The organism is Sulfitobacter sp. JL08 (genome assembly GCF_003352045.1).
In the GTDB taxonomy this organism is placed as follows: Bacteria; Pseudomonadota; Alphaproteobacteria; order Rhodobacterales; family Rhodobacteraceae; genus JL08.
The window spans coordinates 1,736,609-1,761,256 of sequence record NZ_CP025815.1; the positions used below are offsets into that span (position 1 = coordinate 1,736,609).

Annotated in this window: 27 protein-coding genes and 1 tRNA gene; 12 read left to right on the top strand and 16 right to left on the bottom strand. The window is 55.9% G+C overall.

Annotation, left to right across the window (positions count from 1 at the left end; translation table 11 throughout):
* Positions 1 to 171: 171 nt before the first annotated feature.
* The 3 genes from C1J05_RS08630 to C1J05_RS08640 all read left to right on the top strand — a co-directional run bounded on the left by C1J05_RS08630 (position 172) and on the right by C1J05_RS08640 (position 1,376).
* The gene (locus C1J05_RS08630; protein ID WP_114869898.1) at positions 172 to 702 is read left to right on the top strand and encodes a hypothetical protein; all 531 of its coding nucleotides are present in this window, start codon (positions 172 to 174) and stop codon (positions 700 to 702) included.
* Entirely contained in the window at positions 699 to 1,232 is a 534-nt protein-coding gene (locus C1J05_RS08635) for a Hint domain-containing protein (RefSeq protein WP_254684789.1), read from the top strand. Before C1J05_RS08630 ends, C1J05_RS08635 begins: the two co-directional genes overlap by 4 nt.
* 60 nt (positions 1,233 to 1,292) lie before the next feature.
* Positions 1,293 to 1,376 (top strand) — tRNA-Leu (locus C1J05_RS08640).
* A gap of 76 nt (positions 1,377 to 1,452) precedes the next feature.
* Here the strand turns inward: C1J05_RS08640 and C1J05_RS08645 are convergent.
* The 10 genes from C1J05_RS08645 to C1J05_RS08695 all read right to left on the bottom strand — a co-directional run bounded on the left by C1J05_RS08645 (position 1,453) and on the right by C1J05_RS08695 (position 11,736).
* A complete protein-coding gene (locus C1J05_RS08645; RefSeq protein ID WP_114869900.1) occupies positions 1,453 to 1,869 on the bottom strand; it encodes a hypothetical protein in 417 nt (138 codons plus the stop codon).
* A gap of 995 nt (positions 1,870 to 2,864) precedes the next feature.
* Positions 2,865 to 3,800, bottom strand: a complete 936-nt coding sequence (locus C1J05_RS08655; protein WP_205389208.1) for a DUF1194 domain-containing protein — start codon at positions 3,798 to 3,800, stop codon at positions 2,865 to 2,867.
* A 687-nt stretch (positions 3,801 to 4,487) separates the two neighbouring features.
* A complete protein-coding gene (locus tag C1J05_RS08660; protein WP_114869901.1) occupies positions 4,488 to 5,768 on the bottom strand; it encodes a DUF3631 domain-containing protein in 1,281 nt (426 codons plus the stop codon).
* Positions 5,765 to 6,007 carry a hypothetical protein gene (locus C1J05_RS08665; protein ID WP_114869902.1) on the bottom strand — a complete coding sequence of 81 codons (243 nt, stop codon included), beginning with the start codon at positions 6,005 to 6,007 and terminating at the stop codon, positions 5,765 to 5,767. Before C1J05_RS08665 ends, C1J05_RS08660 begins: the two co-directional genes overlap by 4 nt.
* Before the next feature lie 438 nt (positions 6,008 to 6,445).
* Complete coding sequence (locus tag C1J05_RS08670; protein ID WP_114869903.1) at positions 6,446 to 6,736, bottom strand: hypothetical protein; 291 nt, start codon at positions 6,734 to 6,736, stop codon at positions 6,446 to 6,448.
* A 115-nt stretch (positions 6,737 to 6,851) separates the two neighbouring features.
* Positions 6,852 to 7,022 (bottom strand): helix-turn-helix transcriptional regulator, encoded by a 171-nt coding sequence (locus C1J05_RS08675; RefSeq protein ID WP_114869904.1) that lies wholly within the window; start codon positions 7,020 to 7,022, stop codon positions 6,852 to 6,854.
* A gap of 61 nt (positions 7,023 to 7,083) precedes the next feature.
* On the bottom strand, positions 7,084 to 7,905 hold the full coding sequence (locus C1J05_RS08680) for a hypothetical protein (protein ID WP_162797969.1): 822 nt from the start codon (positions 7,903 to 7,905) through the stop codon (positions 7,084 to 7,086).
* A 127-nt stretch (positions 7,906 to 8,032) separates the two neighbouring features.
* Positions 8,033 to 8,992 carry an IS5 family transposase gene (locus C1J05_RS08685; protein WP_114868636.1) on the bottom strand — a complete coding sequence of 320 codons (960 nt, stop codon included), beginning with the start codon at positions 8,990 to 8,992 and terminating at the stop codon, positions 8,033 to 8,035.
* Positions 8,993 to 9,548: 556 nt separating this feature from the next.
* Positions 9,549 to 10,508: an IS5 family transposase gene (locus C1J05_RS08690; protein WP_114868636.1), complete on the bottom strand. Its 960-nt coding sequence runs from the start codon at positions 10,506 to 10,508 to the stop codon at positions 9,549 to 9,551.
* Positions 10,509 to 10,569: 61 nt separating this feature from the next.
* Entirely contained in the window at positions 10,570 to 11,736 is a 1,167-nt protein-coding gene (locus tag C1J05_RS08695) for a tyrosine-type recombinase/integrase (RefSeq protein ID WP_114869906.1), read from the bottom strand.
* Positions 11,737 to 12,029: 293 nt separating this feature from the next.
* Here C1J05_RS08695 and C1J05_RS08700 point away from each other — a divergent pair, with 293 nt between their 5' ends.
* The 3 genes from C1J05_RS08700 (at position 12,030) to C1J05_RS08710 (ending at position 15,756) form a co-directional block, all read left to right on the top strand.
* Positions 12,030 to 13,130: a porin gene (locus C1J05_RS08700; RefSeq protein WP_114869907.1), complete on the top strand. Its 1,101-nt coding sequence runs from the start codon at positions 12,030 to 12,032 to the stop codon at positions 13,128 to 13,130.
* 163 nt (positions 13,131 to 13,293) lie between these two features.
* A complete protein-coding gene (tig, locus tag C1J05_RS08705; protein ID WP_114872214.1) occupies positions 13,294 to 14,625 on the top strand; it encodes a trigger factor in 1,332 nt (443 codons plus the stop codon).
* A 222-nt stretch (positions 14,626 to 14,847) separates the two neighbouring features.
* Positions 14,848 to 15,756, top strand: coding sequence for a sterol desaturase family protein (locus tag C1J05_RS08710; RefSeq protein ID WP_114869908.1), 909 nt, complete (start codon positions 14,848 to 14,850; stop codon positions 15,754 to 15,756).
* Positions 15,757 to 15,814: 58 nt separating this feature from the next.
* On the opposite strand, the gene C1J05_RS08715 is transcribed toward C1J05_RS08710, so the two are convergent.
* The 5 genes from C1J05_RS08715 to C1J05_RS08735 all read right to left on the bottom strand — a co-directional run bounded on the left by C1J05_RS08715 (position 15,815) and on the right by C1J05_RS08735 (position 18,806).
* Entirely contained in the window at positions 15,815 to 16,285 is a 471-nt protein-coding gene (locus C1J05_RS08715; protein ID WP_205389210.1) for a lytic transglycosylase domain-containing protein, read from the bottom strand.
* A gap of 168 nt (positions 16,286 to 16,453) precedes the next feature.
* Positions 16,454 to 17,095 carry a 50S ribosomal protein L9 gene (gene rplI, locus C1J05_RS08720; RefSeq protein WP_114869909.1) on the bottom strand — a complete coding sequence of 214 codons (642 nt, stop codon included), beginning with the start codon at positions 17,093 to 17,095 and terminating at the stop codon, positions 16,454 to 16,456.
* 12 nt (positions 17,096 to 17,107) lie between these two features.
* Entirely contained in the window at positions 17,108 to 17,335 is a 228-nt protein-coding gene (gene rpsR, locus C1J05_RS08725) for a 30S ribosomal protein S18 (RefSeq protein ID WP_005852865.1), read from the bottom strand.
* Positions 17,336 to 17,363: 28 nt separating this feature from the next.
* Positions 17,364 to 17,726 (bottom strand): 30S ribosomal protein S6, encoded by a 363-nt coding sequence (gene rpsF, locus C1J05_RS08730; protein ID WP_114869910.1) that lies wholly within the window; start codon positions 17,724 to 17,726, stop codon positions 17,364 to 17,366.
* Positions 17,727 to 17,894: 168 nt separating this feature from the next.
* On the bottom strand, positions 17,895 to 18,806 hold the full coding sequence (locus C1J05_RS08735) for an arginase family protein (protein ID WP_254684790.1): 912 nt from the start codon (positions 18,804 to 18,806) through the stop codon (positions 17,895 to 17,897).
* A gap of 241 nt (positions 18,807 to 19,047) precedes the next feature.
* Between C1J05_RS08735 and C1J05_RS08740 the strand changes: the two genes are divergently transcribed.
* The gene (locus C1J05_RS08740; RefSeq protein WP_162797971.1) at positions 19,048 to 19,548 is read left to right on the top strand and encodes a hypothetical protein; all 501 of its coding nucleotides are present in this window, start codon (positions 19,048 to 19,050) and stop codon (positions 19,546 to 19,548) included.
* A 138-nt stretch (positions 19,549 to 19,686) separates the two neighbouring features.
* Positions 19,687 to 20,274, top strand: coding sequence for a YceI family protein (locus tag C1J05_RS08745; protein WP_114869912.1), 588 nt, complete (start codon positions 19,687 to 19,689; stop codon positions 20,272 to 20,274).
* A 63-nt stretch (positions 20,275 to 20,337) separates the two neighbouring features.
* Here the strand turns inward: C1J05_RS08745 and C1J05_RS08750 are convergent, their stop codons facing one another.
* A complete protein-coding gene (locus C1J05_RS08750; protein ID WP_114869913.1) occupies positions 20,338 to 21,543 on the bottom strand; it encodes a cytochrome b/b6 domain-containing protein in 1,206 nt (401 codons plus the stop codon).
* Between the two features lie 160 nt (positions 21,544 to 21,703).
* On the opposite strand from C1J05_RS08750, the gene fabD reads away from it, so the two are divergent.
* The 4 genes from fabD (at position 21,704) to C1J05_RS08770 (ending at position 24,519) form a co-directional block, all read left to right on the top strand.
* On the top strand, positions 21,704 to 22,636 hold the full coding sequence (gene fabD / locus C1J05_RS08755; RefSeq protein WP_114869914.1) for an ACP S-malonyltransferase: 933 nt from the start codon (positions 21,704 to 21,706) through the stop codon (positions 22,634 to 22,636).
* A 14-nt stretch (positions 22,637 to 22,650) separates the two neighbouring features.
* The gene (gene fabG / locus C1J05_RS08760) at positions 22,651 to 23,388 is read left to right on the top strand and encodes a 3-oxoacyl-[acyl-carrier-protein] reductase (RefSeq protein WP_114869915.1); all 738 of its coding nucleotides are present in this window, start codon (positions 22,651 to 22,653) and stop codon (positions 23,386 to 23,388) included.
* A 218-nt stretch (positions 23,389 to 23,606) separates the two neighbouring features.
* Complete coding sequence (locus tag C1J05_RS08765) at positions 23,607 to 23,840, top strand: acyl carrier protein (RefSeq protein ID WP_039529899.1); 234 nt, start codon at positions 23,607 to 23,609, stop codon at positions 23,838 to 23,840.
* 142 nt (positions 23,841 to 23,982) lie between these two features.
* Positions 23,983 to 24,519 carry a GNAT family N-acetyltransferase gene (locus C1J05_RS08770; RefSeq protein WP_114869916.1) on the top strand — a complete coding sequence of 179 codons (537 nt, stop codon included), beginning with the start codon at positions 23,983 to 23,985 and terminating at the stop codon, positions 24,517 to 24,519.
* Positions 24,520 to 24,648: the final 129 nt, after the last annotated feature.

Consider the following 24,648-nt stretch of genomic DNA (forward strand, 5'->3'; position numbering starts at 1 on the left):
TCGGTTTTTTCATGACTTTATGTCATCATTGGGATCATGTCGCGCCTTTTTTTGGTGTGCCGGGCGCGCAACAGCCCCCGAGTTGACACAATTGGTTAACGTGACAAAGCCGGGGCACCGTTCTAGAGTTTCTGAAAACAACGATTTCGCAGGCCGGGCAGGTTACAGGCGATGGCAAATTATGATTTCTGGGCGCTGGGGGAAGCGTCTGTTACCGTATCCGGTGGCGGGCAACTGGATGGCGTCACCCAAGGTGACGGTTCGCATCTGGTTGGGCTGACGATTACGCTGACATCTTCGAATTTCGAAGAAATCAGTGTGCGCGACGGTGGATCGGATAATAATTTTGACGACAATGACGGCAATCAAAGGCTGCGGGGCACGCAGGATTTTGATGGTGTGACCTATGGCAACAACACAACGATAGAGGCCGAATACCAGATGGTATTGCGCGATCCGAATACAGGGATCGAATATCGCGCCATCGCGGTCAACATGAACAATTCCTCGCCCAGTTACGCCACGATCGAAGGTATCGCCTTTGTCGATGTCATCCCGCCGCGCAACGTGGCGCTTGAGGTGATTTCGGCCGCCGAAGGACCGGGCAGCCGCCGCTTGGGTCGGGCAGCATCGCGCCGCCCTGTTTCACACCGGGCACCAAGATCGCGACACCCACGGGGCTGGCCCGCATCGAAGACCTGAAGGTAGGCGATATGGTGCACACGCTGGATCACGGAGCGCAGCCGCTGATCTGGGTCGGGCAGGTCAGCGTCAGTTCGCTGCGTATGGCGTTGCGGCCCGCGTTCCGCCCTGTGCGGATCGCCAGAGGCGCGCTGGGGCAGGGCATGCCGGTGCGCGACATGATGGTATCGCCGCAGCATCGTATTCTGGTGCAGGGGCCGCAGGCAGAGTTGCTGTTCGGGGCGCCACAGGTGCTTGCCGCCGCGATCCATCTGATCAACGGCACAACGATTACCCGCGCGTGGGACGTGGCCGAGACGACCTATTTCCATCTGCAATGCGAGCGCCACGAGGTGCTGATTTCCGACGGACTGCCCAGTGAAAGCTTTAACCCGGGGCCCGCGTCGCTTTTTGCCCTGCAAGACAGCGCCTGCGCCGAATTGCGCGCGCTGTTTCCCGATCGCGATCTGAACCACGCCGCCCCGCTGACATCGGCGCGCCCCTTGATAACCCGTGCCGAAGCCGCTTTGTGGAGCGCGCGCGCCGCCTGATATGTCCGGGCTTCTTTTTCTCTCGCATCCGTGCAAAAGCTTTGATATGCCCGCGCCAATGCGGGTGTGGCGGAACTGGTAGACGCACCAGATTTAGGTTCTGGCGCCTTTGGCGTGGGGGTTCGAGTCCCTTCACCCGCACCATTAAAACATGCTAAGTTATTGTTTTAAATTTTTTTTCCCATTTTATTACGAGCTTTATCCACCCTGCTGTCCACCCTTAAAGTTTCCATTGGAGTGGTTTAAGTCGCCCCAAACGCTGAGAAATGTAAGAAGCAAAACCTCCATCACTTTTGCGGTCCCATTCATCCAATTCTACAACGAGACGATGATATGTTTGCCAGTGCATGCCCTTCGGCTTGATGCCTTCCATCAAATCCGGGTCATCAGCCCAACCCAGCCGCTCCCTGATTTTGTCTGCGCGCCTTCTGCAGCGCTCAAAGCTTGCTTCACGCTGCGAAGGGTAGGCCAACTGATAGCAGTGTCCGCTGTAGAGCTTGGCCACGCGCCGCCCGCAACCTTGCGCCGGGCAAATGAACCAATAGCGGTGTCCGCCATAGTGACATGGCGTCGATGAAATGCGCACCGGGTAGTCCAAATCTTCCCAACCGTCGCCATAGCTTTTGTTACGGTACATAAGGCGCACGCGCCCTAGTTCAGACTTCACGCTGATACTGGCGACCGTCTCACCATCGCAAGACCAATAGCTACTGAATCGATTTCCTGGTTCAAGCTGCCCGTTTCGCGCCCAATGCCGAACGTCTATGCAGCGATAGTCCGCTGTGGTGTTTTTTGCGTTCCAGCGCCAGTGTTGTCCACTGCCAATCCCTCCCATACTCACCTCCAGATTTTGTCGAAATCATAAGCGAGGTTAGCTTGCTTGAAAAGCATATGGTCTTATATTGTTCCGGTTCCGCCCCATTAGAAAAGGGCGCTGAATAGCGCCTTCCCTCTCAATTGATATGGTGTGGCTGTCAGCCGTCGCACTGGCTAGGAGCAACGGCTGAGCGTTCAGCGCCTTGGCCGCGTCACGGTGGCTTAGATGAATACGCCCGTTGTTCACTCCATTGTAGCGCCGTTTCAGTTCCACATAGAGTGCCCTTGGCCCCGGCTTCAGTGTCGCCCACGCTTTAGAGGATTGCAGCCATTCGGGAAGCTGGACGTGACGCCCAGCCCCTCGTTTATGTTTCTTATAGGGCTTAGTGGCCATCCAATGACGCCTCCCCATAGGCCAGGAGCGCGTAAGCGCGGGCGCTGGGTTCGGGCAAAGAACCATTGGCGTCAGAAAGAACACCAACCGCATAAACTTGATCAGTGATAAAACCACCACCAGAAATCCGGGATGGGGGAACGGGGCGTAATTGGGTTAAAAAGTTCTGGAACGTCGTACGGGGATTTGCGTAGCTCAGAATGTCAGAATATACGCAAGTCACCGTCGAAAGATTGCTGGGAGCGCCTAGTTTGCTTCGCCTTTTAGTGGACCCGCCTACATTCCGGCGTGTTACTGATTTGCGACTTTTACTTAGGCGCAAAGTTCCAACCGTATTCGCTGCACTCCCGTGTTGCGGTGACCATCCACAAAAAAGGAGCCGCGCAAACGGCTCCTCAAATACTCATTAGCTTGGACTTGGTTCAGGTAGTCTTGCGACGGCGACGACCTACAAAACCTAAGAGAGCCAAACCACCGGCTAACAGCGGTAAAGCCGCAGGAACGGGGACCACGCCGCCTGGTGGTGTACCCGTGATTTCAGCTTTCAGTTTGGTTTTGACCCCAGCTGAAAAAGCAGCGAAATCTACCGCACCAATCGCAAACGAATCTGTTCCGCCGATTACATTGTCTTTATAGTAGTCGAGCAGGGTGGATCCACCACCGATAGAAATACCATTGATGGCATCAATGTTTCCGGCAAGGGCGGCGTCACGCGCAGCAGTAACAGAGCCGCCAAAGTTGTTCTGCCCGTCGCCGGACACATCAATAACAGCTCGCGTAGCTGTGTTTCCTGCAGTCAGCCAACTTTCGATTGTGGCTGCACCAGTAGTGATACCGCTCGCAATACTCGTACTGCTACTAGCGAAGCGTGTTAAAGCACCAAGTGTTGTGGCAAAGGCAGAAATCGAGGTGGCATCGTCTAAAATTTGGAATTGAACGCGCTCTGATGCTGTGCTTGCGAACTGAACAACGTTCACTGCTATTTTGCCAAGTGTGCCATTCAAAATTGCGTTCTGGATGTCTACATCATTAAATGCAGCCGCATAACCGCCCATTTGAAGGTTGTATTCGCTGGTCGAAACGCTGCCCGAGACGTCGATTACAAGGGAAAGAATTGTATCTACGCTGTCAGTAGCAGGAACAGGGCTGGCGCTCGCAGTGCCGCCGACCAAGGATGCAATGGCGATTGACGACACTGCTAAAAAATTCTTAAGCATTTCAAACTCCTCTTCAATAAAAGCACTGGTTTCATTTGAAAATGACCCACGATGCCCTGAGAGACTAACACAGTTATGAAAAAAAAGCGGCAATAAACACAAAAACCGTCCATTTTTGCCCAACTTTAGCCACAATTCCAATGAATCTCTGGAGATTTAGCCACAATAAAAATGATGAGATGCCATTGTCGCAGTACTGGCGACAATCACACAGCTGAGGATCGAATCAGCCAACGGAAGCTCTAATAAAGAACTAACTTGGGATGTCAGATTCCATGCTGGATGCGGCATTGATTGCGCCTAATTTTCGTAGCTGCAAACACGCAGTCCTTCTCAATGCCTTATTGCCTCGCCGTAGCCATCCACCGCGCAGGGTGCAGTAATGTTGGCTACTTCGATGGCTGCAAACGCCGTGAAGGGATACTTTATTCCGTGGGCCAAAGTTGATAATGAAATCCTAAGTGACAGATGGTCTTTCATCGGAGGTGGATACTTTTGGAATTGTTGAAAACCTGCTGAAGTAAAGGGCATCTAAGTCCCGCAACTGCGACATTCGTGCAAATTGCAGCGAACGTCGGCTACTGTTGAAAGCGGTCGTTTCTGCGCTGGCCCGCGCCAATGACGCTTGCATGACACTTAGAATGACGCTTAGTGTTTCTTTCTTTTAGGGCTGGAAATAAGCGTCACAAGTGTCACGGTCGTCATGGGTCATTGAAATCATTATGTTTTCTGTGACACTTGCTGACGCTTGTGATCCAGGTTGCCAACAGCCGTGACGGGTGTGACGCTTGTGACGCTATTTTGAGAGGTGCCTTGGAGGGTATGCCATCAGACGTACCTCGCAACGGCGGTGCGTAGGTCGTCAACGACATAGAAGCGTGACCCTGCGTCTCTTTCAGGGCGAACACCGTAAGGCTTCAGAAGCGATGCCACCATGCGCGAGGTGATAGGTTCGCCCCCGCGCCAAACCTCCCACGGACCATCCTCAATTGACACCAGTTCAGCCACCAGATCAGTGCTTTTGATCCGCCCACCTTTCCAAAGCTCAAGAATGTCGCCGATGTCCGTCAGCAGCATCACGCCTTTGGATTTCCGCTCTTCTCCGGCGCGCATCGCTGCCATTCCAATGAGCGCGGATCGGATGGTTTCCGGCCAATTACCGGCTGCCACATCTGCGATGGCACAAAGGCAACGCGCATTATCTTGCGCGCGGTCGTTCAATTGCTCAGGCACATCGGGGTCGGCATTTGCCAATGAGATTTCATTGTCAGCCACCCAGCGCGCCAGCATCCGGCGCAGCGGCAGCAATTCATCAACCCGGCTTGCCCTCATGCGCTCCACCGCTTCGCCGCTCTCCTTGCGTTTTAGCTGGATCACTAGCGCCCGGTCTTCGAGCGTGTCCGGCAGATCGCCTATCATTGCCACCGCCTTGGGCGACCAGACATCAAACTTCTTCGGCTCGAAGTCGTCGCCCTCGCAGCGCCAGACAAAGGCCAGTTGCTTGTTGTGCCCCCCGTTTATCATCCCGCGCATTTCTTCGCGGGATTCTAGAAACGTGTCCGCCTCATCAATCAGCAGGGTTGGCTTGTGCTTCGCGATCAGGCGGAACATGACGGCGGAAGAAAGGTTGGCAGCAATCTCAGCCCTTGGCGTCAACGCATGGACGACGGCCATCGCCGTTGACTTGCCGCAGCGCTTTTCAGGGGAAGTGAAGGCCAACACCGGGCTTATATCAGCGGCATCATGCGCCCAGGCGTGGACAATCCAGGATGCCATCAAGGGTGCCGCGTATTCTGGAAGGATACAAAAACGCTCCACCGTTTCCACCAGATTACCAAGCAACGCGGCACCATCAACAGTCTCACCCCAAAGCTCGACCTCTTCGAAGGCCGCAGCGCCGCCATCACCGACAACATCGCGCTGCCGCAACTTCTGTACCTCGGTATCCAGCGTCGAGACGCGAATATTGTGTTGTTTGGCGATACGCTCGCGTTGTTGGTCGTATGTAATAGGATCAAGATTTGCCAGACCGGGCAGCAAAGTGTCCAATTGCGCCGCGTCGGCTGGGCAGCCGCTATCGACCCATTTATCAAAATCACCGTCGGTCATATCGCAGCCTCCACAACAAGAGCGGCGTGTTCGGCGCTGAGAGAACGCAAAGAACTATATGCAAGTGCCGCGCGTTCCGCGTCAGACAGACGCAAGATCAAAAGACTGGTCAGCTTGTCCCAAGAAGATGCATCCCCAAGGGTCAGGGCGTATCCAATAGCGCGGGCCACGGCTTTGTGCGCGCGCTTAGCGTAGCGCGACATCGCATTGAGGTTTTTGGGAGTGGTCTGGACGTTCATTATTTCTCCTCCCCATAGTACAGACCCGCAATGACGCGGGCCTGTGTTTCGGTTAGGCCGTATTTCCACCGGAGGCGGCGTTGTTGTATGTCGCGGGGCGCGGGTAGCTTGCGATCTGTCATTATAGCGCACCCCCGATAACGTCCGGCAGTGCAAGCAGGATGGACATTGCGCCGGGGTCAGCGCGCTCACACAAGGTGGCGCACGCTCGGATAAGAGCTTTGCGGGTTCGGAAGTAGCCCAAGCCCCGCCAAGGCCGGTCTGCGCCACCTGATTTGCGACGTTGGGTTATCCATTGGATACCATCTCTACAGACGATAACGCGGTGTGTGTGATCCAAGGTAGCGAGAATGGCTCCGTAACAATCAGCGGTTTCTTGTCCGACCAATAGCGTTGTGCGACTTTCGGCCCTTGGGAGCGAAATTGTGTGCTTGCAATTCATTGTGCCGCATCCCCTTTCACGCCCAGCGCCTTAGCTGATTGCGGAAAACGCAATTCGCTGACTATGGCGTCCTTGCTCAACCAATAGTGCGCGATGTTATCCGGGCCACGATATTCGACCAGAATGGGCCAGTGTAATTCCGCCTTTAAACGATGGATAATTGAGCCAAGACGCCAGCCGCGCACTTCACGGATTTCGGTCTTATGGGAGATGGTGCGCCCGTCGATTAACGCTTTGCAAGTCCAGAAAATCTGCGTTTTGCCTGAGTGCCAATTGTTACTGCTCATTATTGATGCCTTTCTAGCTTGAGCAAAAAAGGCGCAGGGCGTATATAGAGGGAGTATCCCGGAAAGATATATTCCCGCCCCAACGCCCAAGCGCCTAGCTTGGGTGGGGTGGGTCTTATGCTGCGCCTTTGTTAAGCACAGCGTCGATTTCGGCTTCATTCCAATAAAGGCGTGAGCCGAGTTTTACCGGCTTGGGCAAGCGGCCGAATTCAACGTCCCGGTAAATGGTCGTGCGCCCTCTGCCGCCAAGTTTGGCCTGAAGGTCGCGGAAGGATAGATAGCGCATTAGCGTGCTCCATGTTGTATCGCTAAACAACGTGGTACATTAATGCGGACGGGACAGTGGCCTAGGTGTCCCGAATTTGTTTATGGCGCTGCCATTGTTTCTTGATCGCCTGCCATCCCCCCAGGCCTTCTTTTTCACAAATGCGTGCGGATTGATCCAATCCAAACTTATCTATCAAGCTAGCCAATCGTTCGAAGCGTGCATCACGAAGACTGCGATGTTGCAAATTGGTTGATTCAGCAGCGGCCTGGAGGCCAGATTTAACCTTGAGTCCCGTTAACGCGGCCCCTTCGAACTTTTTCTTTTCTATAGCCTCGCAAGACTTACCGATTTCCAATGCATAGAGTGCGATATTTTGAATTGCTGAACCCAAAAAACCGCGGCTACTCTTTTTGCTAGCCACGCTTTTCATAGCGTCGCGCCATTCCGCCATGTAACCTTCGTTATACAGGTGTAATATATATAGGGCGTGCCAAAACGGAGTGTTTAACTCGAAGCTGTCAATAAAGAAATGTTGTCGTAAAGGCTTTGTACGAAATAGATTGTAGTCACTTACACTTAGTTGTTCTGTAACTACGAATTTGCGGGCGGGTTCCCCGGCATTGTGAAACTCCATTTGTATGTCTTCGGCAGCTTGAATATTGGTAACAACTAGGCTGGGTTCGGTCTGGCCTAATACTAAATATTGTTCAGAATTATTTCGCCATTCTTCAAAGAGCGTTTTTTTCACTTGATGAATTTGTCCGCTGTCACGCTCAATGTACAAATATGTTGAGTCCCAACCTTCGTAATCCAGCCCCCAATCCTTAAGAACACGAATTGCCAAACTTACCGGTTCGTTCAGCGGATTCCCAATTGGGATTGTTTTGGAAAGTCTGATCAACGCCTTCGGCTTCGCCGCCGTGCCGGCTTGAAGGTAGTTTGGGGCGTCAGACGTCCCATTTCCAGCGATTTTCCCGCTGTTTCGGCCGCCTGAGTGGCGGTTTCGGCGTTTTTGGGCAGACTCTGCCTCATGCTGCCAGCTTTCTCCGGGTCATGAACAGGTTGCCGAGGGCGAAGAGCGTGAACAGATGCGCCCGGTTCTTGGCCAGCCCACGGTAGCGCGTCTTCACGTGGCCGAACTGGCGCTTCAGGATCCGGAACGGGTGCTCAACCTTGGCCCGGACCTTTGCGATGATCCGGTTGATCTGCACGTCGAGCGGATCCAGTTCGCCACCTTTGGGTGCCTTGCGCATCACGCCCCAGAACCGGCCTGCATCCTTGGTGAAGGCCGCCTCTCGTTCGGAATGCACGTAGCCCTTGTCCGCCCAGACGGATGTTTCGTTGCCGTGCAGCAGTTCGTCCCAGACCTGGCTATCGTGGGTCTTGGCAGTGGTGGTCTCCAGGCTGTGGACGATGCCGCTGTCTGCATCGACGCCAACATGGGCCTTCATGCCGAAGTACCAGTCATTACCCTTCTTGGTGGATGACATCTCGGGATCGCGGGCCTTGGCTTCATTCTTGGTCGAGGACGGCGCATCGATGATCGTCGCATCCACCAACGTGCCAGAGCGCAGCGTGACGCCCTTGTCGGCAAGATAGGCATTCACCTCGGCAAACAGCTTCTCGGTCAGCTGATGCTTCTCCAGCAGGTGCCGGAAGTTCAGGATCGTTGTTTCGTCGGGGATGCGGTCATCGCCAAGCTCGATACCGGCAAACCGGCGCATGGCCTCGCTGTCATACAGGCTCTCTTCGGCCATCGGATCGCTCAGCGCGTACCAGCTCTGAAGGAAATACACTCGCAGCATCGTCTCCAGTGGCATCGGTGGCCGACCACCCTTTGACCCAACCTTCGGATAGTGCGGCTCGATCAGCGCCAACAGACGACCCCAAGGCACCACCGCATCCATCTCCGACAGGAACTTCTCGCGGCGCGTCACCTTCTTCTTCACCGCATCACCAAGGCCGGGAATGGCAGGCTGTTTGGGCATCGGCGGGCTCCTCTCTCATCCGCAGAAACCATACCAAATCACGCCAAAATGGGGAAGTTCTTCAGAGATTCCTTTTCTCGAACGGTGGCGGCAGCGGTTCTGCCCGACATCTTGCTTCAGAGTTGACGATTTGCCAAAGGCTTAGCAAATGCCTCTGGCTACTAGTTTTGGTCTCTTGGAATAATATCGGGCCTTCGAAAGTTTCGACGCCATGGCCTCTTTCTCTTTTTGGCAGTAATCGCCAAACTTCGCACCCAAGCGCGTAAAGATCGCCATGGCTCATTTTCTGAACAATGCTTACGGCGATTCCAATATCTTTTTCGGAAATGAGAAAACTTAGAGTTCTGCGTGCATCGTCGGTAATACTCATTTTGCACGAACATCTAGGCAAACGACAACATTAGGTTTTTCTAAGGAACGTCTGATCAACGCCTTCGGCTTCGCCGCCGTGCCGGCTTGAAGGTAGTTTGGGGCGTCAGACGTCCCATTTCCAGCGATTTTCCCGCTGTTTCGGCCGCCTGAGTGGCGGTTTCGGCGTTTTTGGGCAGACTCTGCCTCATGCTGCCAGCTTTCTCCGGGTCATGAACAGGTTGCCGAGGGCGAAGAGCGTGAACAGATGCGCCCGGTTCTTGGCCAGCCCACGGTAGCGCGTCTTCACGTGGCCGAACTGGCGCTTCAGGATCCGGAACGGGTGCTCAACCTTGGCCCGGACCTTTGCGATGATCCGGTTGATCTGCACGTCGAGCGGATCCAGTTCGCCACCTTTGGGTGCCTTGCGCATCACGCCCCAGAACCGGCCTGCATCCTTGGTGAAGGCCGCCTCTCGTTCGGAATGCACGTAGCCCTTGTCCGCCCAGACGGATGTTTCGTTGCCGTGCAGCAGTTCGTCCCAGACCTGGCTATCGTGGGTCTTGGCAGTGGTGGTCTCCAGGCTGTGGACGATGCCGCTGTCTGCATCGACGCCAACATGGGCCTTCATGCCGAAGTACCAGTCATTACCCTTCTTGGTGGATGACATCTCGGGATCGCGGGCCTTGGCTTCATTCTTGGTCGAGGACGGCGCATCGATGATCGTCGCATCCACCAACGTGCCAGAGCGCAGCGTGACGCCCTTGTCGGCAAGATAGGCATTCACCTCGGCAAACAGCTTCTCGGTCAGCTGATGCTTCTCCAGCAGGTGCCGGAAGTTCAGGATCGTTGTTTCGTCGGGGATGCGGTCATCGCCAAGCTCGATACCGGCAAACCGGCGCATGGCCTCGCTGTCATACAGGCTCTCTTCGGCCATCGGATCGCTCAGCGCGTACCAGCTCTGAAGGAAATACACTCGCAGCATCGTCTCCAGTGGCATCGGTGGCCGACCACCCTTTGACCCAACCTTCGGATAGTGCGGCTCGATCAGCGCCAACAGACGACCCCAAGGCACCACCGCATCCATCTCCGACAGGAACTTCTCGCGGCGCGTCACCTTCTTCTTCACCGCATCACCAAGGCCGGGAATGGCAGGCTGTTTGGGCATCGGCGGGCTCCTCTCTCATCCGCAGAAACCATACCAAATCAAGCCAAAATGGGGAAGTTCTTCAGAGATTCCCTAACAGGCAGTTTGCCCAACGCTCCATCAGCGCGCGCCGCTGTTCAAGAAAATCCGTACGCCTATAGGCCCGCTCCACAGAACCGCCAACTGTATGCCCAAGGCAGGTTTCAGCCACGTCATGCGGCGTGTTGGTGGTTTCGGCGACCCAATCCCGAAAAGACGACCGGAACCCATGCGGACGTTCAGCCATGCCACGCCGTTCCATTAGACGTGACATTGTGGCGTCAGAAATCACGCCCTTGCGAACGCTTGGGAACAAGAACCCGTCGCGCTGAAACGCAGAGGCTTGCTCAATCACGTCCAGCGCCTCCCGCGACAATGGCACCCGAAAATCGCTGGTGGCGTCCTTGCGGCCTTTCATCATTTCTGCCGGGATAGTCCAGATGTCGCCTTCGATCTGGTCTAGGCGCATGAACCGCAATGGCCGTGAACGTACAGCCGTCAGAATGAGAAGACGCAATGCCAGATGGGTTACGGAACCATCAGTTAGCGTTTGATAGAATTGCGGCACGTCCTGCCAGTGCAAGGCCGGTACGTTCTGCGTCTTGTGGCGCTGTTTGCCTAAAAGCGCCTTGGCCTTGTCGGTTGCTTGTAAGTCAACGTCCAAGCCCAGCGCCGCCGCGTGGCGCATGCATATGCTCAGACGGTTCATGGCCTTTTGCGCGGTATGGGCTTTTTCATGCCAGATGGGGGCCAGTGTGTCGCGAATATCGCGCTGGTCGATCTGCGACACAGGCATCTTACCTAGCTTCGGTAGTACATGTAGCTCGAGCGGGCTAAACCAACGCCCAGCCTCACCGTCACCCTTCAGTTCCGCTTTGCGGCTTTCGAAAGCATCAAGCGCGACGTCTCTTAGAATGTACATGTTATTTTCAGCTTCGCGCTGCTGGCGCTCACGTTCCTTGATGGCGTCCTTGCCTTCGCGCAGAACCGCATGCCACTTGTCGGCCTCGTCACGCGCGGCTTTCAATGACACATCAGGAAAGCCGCCAAGCCCCATCTCGTGCCGCCGCCCGAAAATCGTATAGCGCAGAAACCATTGAGAGCCACCGTCCCGCCGCATGTGGAACCAAAGCCCGCCACCGTCCGAGTATTTGCCAGGAGGTTTGGCCTTCAGTTCTGCGTTTGTAAGCTTGTGTTTTGGTCGAGCCATTTTCTATCCACCCTGCTATCCACCTCTATATATGGTATATAGTGGGGCACAATGGAATAGGGTGAAACAGTTATATTATTGTATTTAAGCATTTTTTGTAAAATCGCATGTCCCATGGGATACCAAGATATAGTAATTCAATGCCCTTCACCCGCACCACCTTCCCCTTTGTTCCGAGTGATGTGACAACTGCGACTTCCCGCGCTACGGGTGGGTATGTTACGTTTCCCGCATAGGCTGTTTCGGTCGACCGGGATGGCGCGCCGAGAATTACAATAACAAAGGACACTCCGATGCCCCGTACCGCCACCGCCCTGATCGCTGTTTTGTTGTCCTCAACCGCCGGTTCCGCACTGGCTGAGTTTCGCTATGACGTGGATGGTGGTGGTTCTGTGCTGTTTTACGGGCAGTTTGATCCGGCCTTTCTGTATTTTGATGACGGTGTAGAAAGCTATCGCAATCTTGTCGACAACGTGAATTCCAACAGCCGGTTCGGATTGGATTTTACCCAGCAATACGGAGAAAATACCTTTCGGTTCAATTTTGAATCCGCGTTCGGGTTTCGCGGGTCGGCCGGGGTGAGCCAGTTGTTCAAGGTCGATGAGTTCGATTGGGATCGCACCAATATCCGCAAGGTCGATTTCAGCCTGAAAACACCGATATACGGTACTTTTTATGTCGGGCAGGGCAGCATGGCGACGGATGGTGTGGCCGAAAACGATCTGTCGGGTACGACGCTGGTGACGTATTCGTCGATTTCGGATACGGCGGGTGCATACCTGTTCCGAACATCCGCCGGCGCGTTGTCTACCGTGGCGATCGGGGCGGTATTCAGTGATCTGGACAGCGGGCGGCGCGGCCGGATCCGGTATGACACACCCAGCTTTGCCGGATTCAGCCTGTCCGCTGCCTATGGCGAGGAAATTCTGGACCCTAACATAAACGCGACGTTTTCAGACATCGCGCTGAAGTACAACGAAACGTTGGGTGATTTCAAAGTGAATGCGGGGATCGCGTATTCCTATCGAGACGGCGATACGTTCAATCAGGAAGACACGTTCGGATCAGTCTCTGTGCTGCACAGTTCGGGTTTTAACGGCACGCTTGCCACCGGCAGTCGCGACGGAGGTGGCAAATACGGATACGTCAAGCTGGGCTATATCGGCAATTGGATCGGGGCGGGTACAACGGCGATTTCTGTAGATTATTACGACGGCAGCGATTTTCTGGTGGCCGGATCGTCTTCGGAAAGTTTCGGAATTGGCGCGGTGCAAAAGATCGACCGCCTGAACTTGGAGGCGTATCTGGGCTATCGGTCCTATGCCTACAGTCAGGTCGGGGCTTCGTTCAGGGATGCAGAGTCGGTTCTGTTTGGCGCACGTTTCAAATTCTGAAGCCAAGAGATGCTGCGCTGAACCCATGGTTTTTTGCGCCTTCTTGCGCAACAGACCGGTTGAGCGCGCAATGCCCCTTGCGCAGGCTGTTGCGGACCAATAGAAGGCCCCAAATTTGCATGGCGTGCGGTCCGCGCGCGCACAAACCTATGGGGAACATTTGATGCAGGTCACAGAGACGCTGAACGAAGGTCTGAAACGCGCCTATTCCATTACCGTCACCGGTGCCGAGCTGGACGCGAAGGTGCTGGAAAAGCTGAAAGAGGCCCAGCCCGAAGTCGAGATGAAGGGCTTTCGCAAGGGCAAAGTGCCGATGGCATTGCTGAAAAAGCAGTTCGGCCAGCGAGTGCTGGGCGAAGCCATGCAGGAAGCGATCGACGGCGCGATGAAAGAACACTTTGATGCCAGCGGCGATCGTCCTGCACTGCAGCCCGAGGTCAAAATGACCAACGAGAACTGGAACGAAGGCGACGACGTTCTGGTCGACATGAGCTATGAAGCGCTGCCCGACATTCCCGAAGTTGATTTCAAGAAAATCAAACTGGAAAAGCTGGTCGCGAAAGCGGACGACAAGGCTGTTGACGAAGCGTTGGAAAATCTGGCCGAAAGCGCGCAGGATTTCAAGGATCGCAAGAAAGGCAGCAAAGCCAAGGACGGCGACCAGATCGTGATGGATTTCGTCGGCAAGGTCGACGGTGACGCTTTTGAAGGCGGATCAGCCGAAGATTACCCGCTGGTTCTGGGATCGAATTCGTTCATTCCGGGCTTTGAAGAACAGCTGGTCGGTGTCAAAGCCGGTGAAGAAAAAACGGTGACCGTGACGTTCCCCGCGGAATACCAAGCCGATCATCTGGCCGGGAAAGAAGCCGTGTTCGATTGCACGATCAAGGCCGTCAAGGAACCGACAGCGGCCAAGATCGATGACGAACTGGCTAAGAAATTCGGCGCCGAGGATCTGGCCGCGCTGAAAGCACAGATCGCAGAGCGGTTGGAGGCGGAATACGCCGGTGCGGCACGCGCTGTGATGAAACGCGCCCTGCTTGACGAACTGGACAAGGCTGTTTCGTTCGAACTGCCCCCGTCTTTGGTTACTGCCGAGGCAGGCCAGATCGCACACCAGTTGTGGCACGAAGACAATCCGGACGTGGAAGGCCACGATCACCCGGAAATCGAAACGACGGACGAACACACCAAGCTGGCTGAACGCCGCGTGCGTCTGGGCCTGCTGCTGGCCGAACTGGGCCGCAAGGCCGAGGTGGAAGTGACCGACGCGGAAATGACGCAGGCGATCATGAACCAGGCGCGCCAGTACCCCGGACAAGAGCGTCAGTTTTTTGAATTCGTTCAGCAAAACCAGCAGATGCAACAGCAACTGCGTGCGCCGCTGTTCGAAGACAAGGTTGTCGATTACGTGTTCGAACTGGCCGAAGTGAAAGACAAGAAAGTGAACAAGGACGCTTTGCAAAAGGCGGTTGAGGCACTTGACGAAGAATAAGCCGGATCACCGGTTTTGAAACAAGGGGCTGTCCTGCGGGGCAGCCCTTTTTCGTTGGGCCCGACATATCCATGCCACAACTGGCGCGAATGCAGGCAACACCGCTGCACATTCTCGCCCGGTGTGCGGCACAAATCTGCCCCTTTTAACCGCTTTAACGGTCAGGACGTTGCGGGCGTTTTGCGGTCGCACCCTGTTGGGCAATTCCAAGGGTAAGGGCTTATGGAACTGATAGACTGGCTTGCCAATCCGACCTGGAAATCAGAGATCGTTCTGTGTTTCATCGCAGTGTTCATCTTGTATTTCGGGTTCAAAAAGAGATCGGAACTGAGCAGGCATGCGGCTGAAAACACCGTTGCCACGCTTCTTGTCGGCGGTGCAAACATTTTTGTGGCGATATACTTTCTGAATGATCTGAATGCCTTGGCGCAATCTGCTTATAAGTCCCTGTCCATTCCGACGCTTGATCCGGAGTTCTGGGATACGACACCTTTCTGGATCGTCTGCCTGATCGGCGTGGCGGCCAAGGACTTTGTGGATTATTGGAACCACCGGTTGATGCACACCAAATGGGGCTGGCCGACCCACGCGGCGCATCATTCCGACACCCATGTCAACGCATTCAAAGCCAACAGAATTCATTTTCTGGAGGCGTTTTTGATGACCTGCAGCTATATTCTGCTGCTGACATGGTTGCAGATGCCATATGCCATTCCCGTCGTGATCATTTTCCACACCCTGCACAGCAAATATGTTCACATGGATCTGGAATTCGAACACGGCCCGCTAAAATACCTGATCGCGTCGCCGGTTTACCATCGCTGGCACCATGCCGATGTGCCCGAAGCCTATGGCAAGAACCTTGCCAATGTGATGCCGATCTATGATGTGATGTTCGGCACCTATTACAATCCGGGGAAATGCGATGCGCCGATGGGCGCCTTGAAAAGCGGCATTGCCGACAAGAACCCGGTTCTGATCCTGATCTATCCGTTTCAGGAATGGGCGCGCCTTATCAGGCAGGCGTGGTCTGATCATCTTCAGGCCAAAACGGAACAGTGCGACAGGTCTGCGGCCGCAGATGATGCCTCTGCCGCACCACAGAGGGCCGAGCGGCACTCCTCCGTCTAAAAGGCCACGTTGCGTTAGGATTTGGCCGCTGTGCCGGTCAACGGGTGATCTGGCCGGGTCAGGATTTCAAACCGGTTTCCACCAGCATGCCACGGCGTTTGGCTTCGTAGTAATAGCCCTGCGAATACCATTTGACTGCGTTGTCATAACTGCCATCGGCCAGAAGCCACGCGCCGCGCAGGTATTTGACGGCGTAGGTCAGGTTCGTTTCCGCATCCAGCAGGCCCGCAGCGGGGCCGTCATAGCCCATACCGCGCGTTGTGTTGGGATGGATCTGCATCAGCCCCATGTAAGGGCCGTTGCGCGCGGCGGGGTTGTGTGTGCTTTCACGGATCACAACGCGGTGCACCAGGGGGCGGGGCACATCGTAAAGATCGGCATATTGATTGATCAGCTGACGCAACTGCGGTGTTTCATTGGGGTAAAGGGGCGGCGCGGCCCGCGATACAGGATCAGGTTGCGAACTGGCACATCCGGCCAATGCTGCGCATAAAAGGATCAAAGCCAAACGGCGGAAAAACCCGGGCATGGATACGCTTTCGAAAGGATCAACTGAGTTGTTTCTGGCGGCTTATCCGAGATGAGGCAAGACAGCCTGTGCACCATGCGCAAGGGTCTGCCGATGGCGCGCCGGCAACGAAAAACGCCGCGCAGGAAACCTGCGCGGCGTTGATGTGGGTCAGGTCGCTGATCGGGATCAGCTTGCCGGTGTTTCGTCTTCGTCGCTGGCGGGTTCTTCGGTGGCAACACCCGAGGATTCGGCCAGATCGAAGTCTTCTGCAGCGGCAGTTCCGATATCGTCGAACAATTCGGCGATTTCGAATTCTGCCGCAGCTTCTTCTTCTGCGGCCAGTTCCTGAATGGATTTGCCCGATGCCTGCAATTCCGCCTCTTCAGGGGAACGTGCGACGTTCAGATTGATTTCTGCTGTCACTTCGGGGTGCAGCACGATGGAAACCGAATGTACGCCCAGATGTTTGATCGGGCCGGTCAGAACGACCTGCTTGCGATCAAGAGTAAAGCCGTTTTCGGTCGCCGCGTCGGCGGCGTCACGGGTGGTAACAGAACCGTAAAGCGCGCCTGCGTCCGAGGCAGAGCGAATCACGATGAACTGCTGTCCATCCAGTTTCGCAGCCATGGATTCGGCTTCTTTCTTGGTTTCAAGGTTCTGCGCTTCCAGCTGGGCCTTGCGGGCCTCAAAGCTGGCGATGTTCGCTTCGGATGCCGAAAGGGCTTTGCCCTGCGGCAGCAGATAGTTGCGCGCATAGCCCGATTTCACATCGACGACTTCGCCCATCTGGCCCAGTTTGGCCACGCGTTCGAGAAGGATAACTTGCATTGTGCTTACTCCTTATTTCACGGCGTAGGGCAGAAGCGCCAGAAAGCGGGCGCGTTTGATGGCACGGGCCAGTTCGCGCTGCTTTTTGGCCGACACTGCGGTGATGCGGGATGGCACGATCTTGCCACGCTCGGAAATGTAGCGCTGCAGAAGACGTGTGTCTTTGTAATCGATCGCCGGTGCGTTGTCGCCCGAGAAGGGGCACACTTTGCGGCGGCGGAAAAATGGTTTGGCTGCCATGGTTTAACGTCCTTTGTTCAAGCGTTGATCAACGGCGTTCGCGGCGTTCGCCACGATCACCACGTTCGTCACGTTTCTGCATCTGCACGGATGGCAGTTCTGCATGTTCATCGACCTTGATGGTCAGAACGCGCATAACGTCATCATGAAGACGCATCAGGCGCTCCATTTCCTGCACGGCAGGGGCCGGTGCGTCGGACCGCAGAAAGGCATAGTGACCTTTGCGGTTCTTGTTGATCTTGTACGCCATCGTTTTGACGCCCCAATACTCGTGATCCACGAGGTTTCCGCCATTGTCGGACAGAACGGTGCCAAAATGTTCGATAAGGCCTTCGGCTTGCGTGTTGGACAGGTCCTGACGCGCAATCATTACATGCTCGTAAAGGGGCATGTGCACTCCTACTTTTATATCAAGGCGCATTTCAAAGGCAGGGCGGTTCGCCTTTTGCTGCCCCACCACGAGAGACTGCGCGGTTCAAATCTTTGCAAAAGGAACGCCCCATATACACGGTTTGCAGGACAGGGCAAGGGACGCTGTCACTGGCCGGCGTTACGGTGCCTAGCGGCGGGCCAGACAGCCAATGACATTGGCCAGAATTCTGGCGGCCGTCAACGCGGATGTACCGGTGCTGTCGCGTGTCGGGACAAATTCGATCATATCGAACGCGACCAGATTACAGGTTCTGGAGACTGCCGCGATCAGATCAACGGTCTGGTAATAGGTCAAACCACCGGGGGTCGGGGCCATGACCGCCGGCATGATGGAAGAATCCAGGCCGTCGCAATCAATCGTGATCATGCAGCTGGACGCAGGTGTCAGGTGCTGCATGACGGTTTCGATACCATTGCGGTGCAATTCCCGCGCGGGAATGATCGTTGCCCCCCAGTCGCGCGCAATTTCCACTTCTGTGCGGCGCGCAGACCCCAAACCGCGAATGCCGACCTGCACGATCTGTTTTACATGATCCATTTCCGAGGCGCGCCGCATTGTGCTGGAAAAGCCCAAAGGTTCGCCGCGCCGTTCATCGCGCCAGTCGATATGCGCGTCTATCTGGATGATGGTCAGCGGCCCCAATGGCGCCAACGCCTTGATAAAGGGGATCGGTGTGGAATCGTCACCCCCGATCATCACCGGGACGGCACCCGCCTTTAAAATTTCGGATGTCGCGGTTTCGATCAGGGACCGGTTGCCTGCGCCGTCCTGAAAAGATGTTCTAAGATTGCCCGCATCGGCCACGCGACAGGGTCCATCGTTCAGAAGCGGGCCGTCCAGATCAAAATCCCAGTGGTCAAGCCATTGGGAATCTTCCGCCAAAGCGGCGCGCAGGCTGTCTGGTGCGGCAGCATAAGGCGTGTTGTCGATATCACGGTAGGGCGTTCCATGCGGTGCGCCGAAAATGACGACATCCGCGTCAGGCAGTTCATGTTCCTTTTTTGCGCCCATGAAGGGAACGTCAACCGGATCAAACATGGATGGCACTGGGCACCTCTTTCAGATCGCTTTTCTTGCATGACACTAGGAAGTGTGGGGCTGGCTGGAAAGGTAAAACAGTGTTTTCGGTCCGTCACATTCTGGGTTTTCTGCCGCACCTTCGTCGTGCAACTGCCTGTCAATGACCTTGGGCCTGCCCCATTCCTGCCGTGATGTCCCGCGAATGTAAGAGCAATCAAAAACGAAATAGAATTTCACGAGTACACAAGGGATGAATAACATGACTGCAACTTCTGAATTTTTGTCTTCGGGTTCAAAGCACGGAACTGCAACGGCGTCTCAGGATGCTATTTCCGGCGGATATGACGATGGTTCTGCCATCATGCGCACGTCGATGCGTGTACTGGGTGCCGGCTGCGTTCTGGCCGCGTTTGCGCTTTGGGTCGCGCCCGGTGCGATGTGGGATGCCGAAGTATTGCTGATGAAACTGGTGATGTCGCTGATCTGCGCGCTGAGCGGACTGGCACTGATGCAGATGTTTCCGGCACCGGACAAATCCGAAATCCAGTTTGACGCAATCCGCCGCGAGGTCCGTATTGTGGATGGCGACAAGGCCAAAACCATTTTGCGCCGCAGCTATGACAGTCTGGGCGGGGCCAAAGTGACCAGCAATGTTGTGACATTGTGGGATATCGATGGCAGTGAGCTGGCCAGCTTTCCGATCGAAAACGACGATACGCGCCGTGCGCTCAGCCGCCAGTTGGACACATTGTGCGCCTGAAGGATTGTGGACACCGGCTTTGCTAAACGCCAGTGTTCACGTGATCACAGGGTCTGTTGATTTCTGCTGAATTGTAAAAAACGGGTCGTGCCTATTTATGATGGGCATGACCCGTTTTCATTTCAGGAGCCAAATCAAATGAAACTGTTCCCAATTGCCGCTGCGGTGGCGCTTTCGGCCACGACCGCACTGGCCGAAGCTGAAAAATACACCGTTGATGCCAGCCATTCCCAAGTGGCGTTTTCCTATAATCACGCCGGATTTTCTACGACGCACGGCCTGATTTCCGGGTTCGAGGGCGAGGTGATGTTTGATCAGGACAATCCGGCCGCATCTTCTGTTGCGGTTTCGATTGCGGCGGACCGGCTGGTCACCGGCTGGCAGGCGCGTGACGATCATTTTCTGAAATCCGGTGATTTTTTCAAACTGGGGAAATTTCCGCTGGTGACATTCACATCCACCGGAATCGAGGTCACGGGCGAAGATACCGCGCTGATCACCGGCGACCTGACATTGAATGGTGTGACCAAACCGGTGGTGCTGGATACCGTTCTGACCGGAGTGTTCGCGGAGTATCCGTTTCCGCCGTTCAACGGCAAACCGGCAATCGGCTTCAATGCAACCGGATCGGTGATGCGCAGTGATTTTGGCCTTGGGCTTTATGCGCCATTTGTCGGGGACGAGATCGCGCTTGAGATTTCGATTGAAGCAATGAAGCTGGATTAAAACGTCCGCCCGTAAGGTAAAAAGCCCGTCCTGCCATATCGGCGGGGCGGGCTTTTCGCATCTTCAGGTGTCCGCTTGGCTGGCACGCAGGGTGGCATCCACCTTGACTGGAAAGCCCAGCGATTTTTCATCGCTCATGCTGTCGCCAATACCGAAATCGCGCCGGTCCAGCATCAGATCGCCGCGCATCTCGGCCACTCCGTCTGTTATTGCCAGATCAAAGTTCAGAGTGACGGGAACGGTGGCGCCCCTGATCGTCAACGTGCCCTCGGCAACGTAGCGATCATCGGGCATCGGCAGGATGTCGGCTGTAAAACGGGCGGTGGGAAATGTCGCTGCATCAAAGAAATCGGGGCCAAGGGCCTGCGCTGTAACTGACCCAAGGGACAGGGAAGGAATGGCGATGGTCACGTCGACACTACCGGCGCGGTCGTCCCGTTCGGTTGGATCAAAGGTGATGGCCGCCGTCCAATCGGCGAAAGTGCCGGTGACGGTGCTGCCGAACTGAGTCACAGAAATAGTGATCGCGCCATCCTGCACGATCCATTGCGATGGCACGTCTTCCAGCGCCGCACCGGGCACCGTCGCTGTGTCGCGGTGGAAAAAGCCGGCATAAGCTCCCGCCGTAAGGGCCGCGGCCCACACAATCAGGGCCGCGATCAAGGGCAGGGCGGTTTTGTGCTGCGGCGGCGGTGCGGGCGCGTTCACATGGCCGGGCAGCATGCGGCGCAGCGTGGCGTCTCGGTTGATGATGTGATGTTTCAGCGCGCCGGCGATGTGCAAGACAAGGGTAACGATTAACAAGCGTTCCAGAACCTGATGCAGGCCACTGAACAGATGCGCGATACCTTCATCCTTGGACACAAAGGGCAGGGACTGACCGAAAGGCCACCAGATCGGCGCAAAGCCTGTTGTGGCCGCATGGCCGATCCAGCCCGTCAGCGGCACCAGAACCAAAGACCCGTAAAGCAGCCAGTGGGCGGTTTCCGCCAGTGTTGCCTCTAACCGGTTGTCAGCGTTCAGCAATCCGGGTTTGGGCTGGGTGATTGCCCAGAAAATGCGTGCCAGAGCGACAAAAAAGATGGTTATGCCCAGTGTTTTGTGGATCGAAAACAACAACGCCTTCTGCGCCAATTGCCGGGATGTGTCATAGGCCATGTCATTGGCGATGATCCCCAGCGGAATAACCGTCAGGATCAGCAGCGCCACCAACCAGTGAAAGGTTTTTGCGACGCTGCCATAGCTGTGGCTGGTGTTGGAACGTGGCATGGCGTGATTCCCCTGTGGATCGCGCCAGACTGTAAGCTGTTGGCGCGAGGCGCAATATGCGTTGCCGCACAGGCGGTCTGCGGACGCGCGGTGCAAGGCTTGTCTGGCTTGGCGGTGCAGTCTACACCAAGGCAACTGGACAGTAGGAGGACCCCCATCCATGACAACCGCATTCGTGTTTCCCGGCCAAGGCGCCCAAAGCATCGGTATGGGGCAGGCGCTGGCGCAGACCTATCCGGCGGCCAAGGCCGTTTTCGACGAGGTTGACGACGCCCTGGGCGAAAACCTGAGCGGATTGATCTGGGAGGGGGAGCAGGAGGCGCTGACCCTGACGCAGAACGCGCAACCGGCGCTGATGGCGACATCGCTTGCGGCGATGCGCGCGCTTGAGGCAGAGGGGATCAAAATCGGCGATGCGGCCTATGTTGCAGGCCATTCGCTGGGCGAATATTCGGCGCTGGCAGCGGCGGGCGCAATATCGATCGCCGATACGGCCCGACTGTTGCGGATCCGCGGCAAGGCCATGCAAGAGGCTGTTCCGGTGGGCGTGGGCGCAATGGCAGCGCTGTTGGGGCTGGATTTCGAAGCGGCCAGATCGGTCGCGACCGAGGCTGCAAAGGGCGAGGTATGCCAGGCAGCCAATGACAATGATCCGGGGCAGGTGGTCGTTTCGGGCCACAAGGCTGCGGTGGAGCGCGCGGTGGAGATTGCCAAGGCGCACGGGGCAAAACGCGCGGTTTTGCTTCCCGTAAGCGCCCCGTTTCATTGTGCATTGATGCAGCCCGCCGCAGATGCCATGGCAGAGGCACTGAGCGCCGTTACAATTTCCGCGCCTGTCGTGCCACTGGTGGCCAATGTCCGCGCCGAGGCCGTAACCGACCCGGGCGAAATTGCATCGCTTCTGGTGCAGCAGGTCACAGGATCGGTGCGATGGCGGGAAAGCGTGTTGTGGATGGCGCAGCAGGGTGTCACCGAGATTTGGGAAATCGGCGCAGGCAAGGCGTTGAGCGGGATGATCCGCCGGATTGATCGCGAAATCGCAACACGGGCCTTTGGCACACCGGAAGACATTGCTGCCCTATCGGCAACTTGAACAGGGAATGAAGAATGTTTGATATTTCAGGAAAAAATGCACTGATCACAGGCGCGTCGGGCGGTATTGGCGGTGCGATTGCAACGGCACTGCACAGCGCAGGGGCGACGGTTGCCCTGTCGGGGACACGCACCGGCCCGCTGGAAGAGCTGGCTGCGGAACTGGGCGAACGCGCCCATGTGTTGCCTTGTAATCTGAGCGATATGGCAGCTGTCGATGCATTGCCCAAACAGGCGGACGAGGCGATGGGCAGCGTTGATATTCTGATCAACAATGCAGGCATTACCCGTGATAACCTGTTCATGCGAATGTCGGACGAGGAATGGCAATCGGTACTGGACGTGAACCTGACCGCAACCTTCAAGCTGTGCAAAGGCGTGCTGCGCGGCATGATGAAGGCGCGTTGGGGGCGGATTATCAACATCAGCTCCGTGGTCGGGGCCACCGGCAATCCGGGTCAGGCGAATTATGCCGCGTCCAAGGCGGGGATGGTCGGAATGTCCAAATCGCTGGCCTATGAGGTGGCAAGCCGCGGAATAACGGTAAACGCGGTTGCGCCGGGTTTCATTGCGACGGCAATGACCGACAAGCTGACCGATGATCAGAAGGCCGGGATTCTGGGCCAGATTCCGGCAGGGCGTATGGGCGATGCAGAAGAAATTGCTGCAGCAGCATTGTATCTGGCCAGCCCCCAGGCCGGATATGTCACAGGAACGACCTTGCATGTGAACGGCGGTATGGCCATGTTGTAGGCGATCACAGCCGCGCAGTTTGAACGGTTGTGAAAGCGTTTGCCATCGGCGCATGGTGTGCTATAGGCGGCGCAGTTTTTTCCATTGGGCGTTTGCAGCGCCCTTTGGCCCCCGATGTTTTCGGGACCAGAGCCAGACCCGTCTGGGGATTATCCAAGCCAACCCTTTCGGGTAAGGGCAACACCGGGCCAACGCGCCCACCATTATGAGGACTGAATATGAGCGACGTTGCAGACCGCGTTAAAAAAATCGTTGTAGAACACCTTGGTGTCGAGGAAGACAAAGTGGCGGAAAACGCTTCTTTCATCGACGATCTGGGCGCAGACAGCTTGGACACCGTGGAATTGGTGATGGCGTTTGAAGAAGAGTTTGGCATTGAGATCCCGGATGATGCAGCCGAAACCATTCAAACCTTTGGCGATGCAGTGAAGTTCATTACTGAAGCTTCCTGATCCGGCACTTTCGTTAAGTAAAACGGCGTCTTTCTGCGGAAAGGCGCCGTTTTGCGTTATAAAGGCAATCGCGTGCTTGCGGATCGGGCCAAAGCGCTTCAACACAGACACTGAGCCTTTCGTTATTACCGGACCCCGCCCCATGATCCGCGCCGTTCCCCTGATCAATACTTCGCGCCTGACGCTGCGCCCTTTGCGGATGGAAGATTTTGCCCGGTTTGCCGAGATTTGGGCTGATCCAGAAGTGGCGCGGCATGTGTTTGGACAACCGCGCAGCCGTGGGCAAAGCTGGCGCGCGTTTGTGCGTATCGCAGGCCAATGGCAACTGACCGGATTCGGGCAATGGGCGATCGAAGACCGCGCCAGCGGCAAAATGATCGGCCAAACCGGGTTTTTCAACGGCGGGCGTGATCTGGGCGCAGATTTTGATCCCTTTCCCGAAACCGGCTGGGTTCTGGCGTCAGAGGCGCAGCAAAAGGGATTGGGAAGCGAGGCCACCATGGCCGTGCATGATTGGTATGACAGGGTGATTCCGGGGCCCTTGGTCTGCATGGTCGCCCCGGAAAATGAAACCTCTCTGAAACTGGCGAATGCGCTTGGTTATTCAAATCTGCGCACGACAGAGCATGATGGATCGAAGGTGCAATTGATGCGCCGGGACAAAGCACCGCAACGCTAATCGGCGCAAAATGACGCGAACGGACAGGTTTGTGCCGAATTGAAAGCAACGCCACCTTACGTTAGGGTATAAGCGCAGGATCGGGCGCTGGTTCTGGGCGTCTTGCTGCCAATCAGAAGGAATGGTGTC

What these genes read in the sequence shown, in the direction of transcription:
- C1J05_RS08630 (WP_114869898.1), top strand. Translation starts at nt 172, where the DNA reads ATGGCAAATTATGATTTCTGGGCGCTGGGGGAAGCGTCTGTTACCGTA.
- tig (WP_114872214.1), top strand. Translation starts at nt 13,294, where the DNA reads ATGCAGGTCACAGAGACGCTGAACGAAGGTCTGAAACGCGCCTATTCC.
- C1J05_RS08715 (WP_205389210.1), bottom strand. Translation starts at nt 16,285, where the DNA reads ATGCCCGGGTTTTTCCGCCGTTTGGCTTTGATCCTTTTATGCGCAGCA.
- fabG (WP_114869915.1), top strand. Translation starts at nt 22,651, where the DNA reads ATGTTTGATATTTCAGGAAAAAATGCACTGATCACAGGCGCGTCGGGC.
- C1J05_RS08665 (WP_114869902.1), bottom strand. Translation starts at nt 6,007, where the DNA reads ATGAACGTCCAGACCACTCCCAAAAACCTCAATGCGATGTCGCGCTAC.
- C1J05_RS08745 (WP_114869912.1), top strand. Translation starts at nt 19,687, where the DNA reads ATGAAACTGTTCCCAATTGCCGCTGCGGTGGCGCTTTCGGCCACGACC.
- C1J05_RS08710 (WP_114869908.1), top strand. Translation starts at nt 14,848, where the DNA reads ATGGAACTGATAGACTGGCTTGCCAATCCGACCTGGAAATCAGAGATC.
- C1J05_RS08660 (WP_114869901.1), bottom strand. Translation starts at nt 5,768, where the DNA reads ATGACCGACGGTGATTTTGATAAATGGGTCGATAGCGGCTGCCCAGCC.
- C1J05_RS08690 (WP_114868636.1), bottom strand. Translation starts at nt 10,508, where the DNA reads ATGCCCAAACAGCCTGCCATTCCCGGCCTTGGTGATGCGGTGAAGAAG.
- C1J05_RS08770 (WP_114869916.1), top strand. Translation starts at nt 23,983, where the DNA reads ATGATCCGCGCCGTTCCCCTGATCAATACTTCGCGCCTGACGCTGCGC.
- rpsR (WP_005852865.1), bottom strand. Translation starts at nt 17,335, where the DNA reads ATGGCAGCCAAACCATTTTTCCGCCGCCGCAAAGTGTGCCCCTTCTCG.
- rplI (WP_114869909.1), bottom strand. Translation starts at nt 17,095, where the DNA reads ATGCAAGTTATCCTTCTCGAACGCGTGGCCAAACTGGGCCAGATGGGC.
- C1J05_RS08670 (WP_114869903.1), bottom strand. Translation starts at nt 6,736, where the DNA reads ATGAGCAGTAACAATTGGCACTCAGGCAAAACGCAGATTTTCTGGACT.
- C1J05_RS08765 (WP_039529899.1), top strand. Translation starts at nt 23,607, where the DNA reads ATGAGCGACGTTGCAGACCGCGTTAAAAAAATCGTTGTAGAACACCTT.
- fabD (WP_114869914.1), top strand. Translation starts at nt 21,704, where the DNA reads ATGACAACCGCATTCGTGTTTCCCGGCCAAGGCGCCCAAAGCATCGGT.
- rpsF (WP_114869910.1), bottom strand. Translation starts at nt 17,726, where the DNA reads ATGCCCCTTTACGAGCATGTAATGATTGCGCGTCAGGACCTGTCCAAC.
- C1J05_RS08700 (WP_114869907.1), top strand. Translation starts at nt 12,030, where the DNA reads ATGCCCCGTACCGCCACCGCCCTGATCGCTGTTTTGTTGTCCTCAACC.
- C1J05_RS08740 (WP_162797971.1), top strand. Translation starts at nt 19,048, where the DNA reads ATGACTGCAACTTCTGAATTTTTGTCTTCGGGTTCAAAGCACGGAACT.
- C1J05_RS08685 (WP_114868636.1), bottom strand. Translation starts at nt 8,992, where the DNA reads ATGCCCAAACAGCCTGCCATTCCCGGCCTTGGTGATGCGGTGAAGAAG.
- C1J05_RS08675 (WP_114869904.1), bottom strand. Translation starts at nt 7,022, where the DNA reads ATGCGCTATCTATCCTTCCGCGACCTTCAGGCCAAACTTGGCGGCAGA.
- C1J05_RS08750 (WP_114869913.1), bottom strand. Translation starts at nt 21,543, where the DNA reads ATGCCACGTTCCAACACCAGCCACAGCTATGGCAGCGTCGCAAAAACC.
- C1J05_RS08735 (WP_254684790.1), bottom strand. Translation starts at nt 18,806, where the DNA reads ATGTTTGATCCGGTTGACGTTCCCTTCATGGGCGCAAAAAAGGAACAT.
- C1J05_RS08645 (WP_114869900.1), bottom strand. Translation starts at nt 1,869, where the DNA reads ATGTACCGTAACAAAAGCTATGGCGACGGTTGGGAAGATTTGGACTAC.
- C1J05_RS08695 (WP_114869906.1), bottom strand. Translation starts at nt 11,736, where the DNA reads ATGGCTCGACCAAAACACAAGCTTACAAACGCAGAACTGAAGGCCAAA.